Here is a 1,136-nt window from a genome sequence, read left to right as displayed (position 1 = left end):
CGGCCGGCCGTCGGCGGGCTGTACGTGGGCGGTGACTGGTACGACCTGGTCGATCTGCCCGGTGAACGGCTCGGGGTCGCCGTGGGCGACGTGGTCGGTCACGGGCTGTCCGCGGCGGGCGTCATGGGGCAACTGCGCAGCGCGCTCAGCGCCGCCTCCCGCGCCGCCCACGGTCCCGCCCGGGCCCTGGAAGTCCTCGAGCTGTACGCACGCTCCGTCGCCGGCGCCGAGAACGCCACAGTGGCCAACGCGTTCGTCGACTGGGACACCCACGACATCACCTACAGCAGCGCCGGCCACCCCCCGCCGGCCCTTCTGCAAAGCGACGGCACCGTCCAGTTCCTGGACCAGGCCACCGACCCCCCACTCGGCGCCTGTCCTCAACCTGCCCCCCGGCTGCAGGCCACCGTGCCCTTCGCCGAGGGCGCATGCCTCGTGCTGTACACCGACGGCTTGGTCGAACGCCGCGGTGAAGACATCGACACCGGCCTCGCGCGGCTCGCCGGCTCCCTGGCCCGCCACCAGAGAGCCGACCCCGAAACCCTCGCCGACGCCCTGCTGGCCGACCTGCTCCCGCCCGGCGGCGTCACCGACGACACCGCCCTTGTCATCGTGCACCTATGACCCGGCCCGCAACGCGCCCAGTCAGACCACATCGATGCCTGTGCACGTGACTGGCCAACTGAAACGCCAAAAGGCCAACTACCGGGCTCAGTCACTGTCGTTCACGAGCAGGAGTCTATGTCCGCTTGCCCCGGAATTCGAACACGCGCTCTAATCGACGGTATGGGCAGGCACCGAGTCGACCACCCCACCGAAATCCAAGAGCGGATCCTCCGCCACATCCGCGAACAGATCATCGAGCGCGGCGAAGCGCCGACCCTGCAGGAGATCGGCGCAGCCATGGGCCTGAGGAGCCGTTCGACCGTGCACTATCACCTGGTCGAACTGGAGACGAAGGGCGCCATCGTCCGCGACCCCGGCCGCAGCCGCGGCATCCGGCTGGCGTGATGGAACCGGCCGCGCCCAACGCCGGGCGTTACCACCTCGTCCTCGCCTCCGTCGGCCGCCCGGTACAGCATGCCCGGGAGTCCGTGGGGCCGCCGTCCGTCCCCGGCTGGACCGCGTGGACAGGG

General features: G+C 70.8%; 2 protein-coding genes. Both read left to right on the top strand.

Features of this window, described 5'->3' with window-relative positions; all coding sequences use genetic code 11:
- The coding region (locus AB0I77_RS53815; protein WP_363290373.1) for a PP2C family protein-serine/threonine phosphatase at positions 1 to 624 on the top strand (624 nt) is incomplete at its 5' end.
- 162 nt (positions 625 to 786) lie between these two features.
- A complete protein-coding gene (locus tag AB0I77_RS53810; RefSeq protein ID WP_351358327.1) occupies positions 787 to 1,011 on the top strand; it encodes a hypothetical protein in 225 nt (74 codons plus the stop codon).
- Positions 1,012 to 1,136 lie beyond the last annotated feature (125 nt).

It is taken from the genome of Streptomyces sp. NPDC050619 (assembly GCF_040654815.1).
GTDB lineage: Bacteria > Actinomycetota > Actinomycetes > Streptomycetales > Streptomycetaceae > Streptomyces.
Note: the sequence above shows the minus strand (reverse complement) of the source record. Positions and strands in the feature narration are given on the sequence as shown.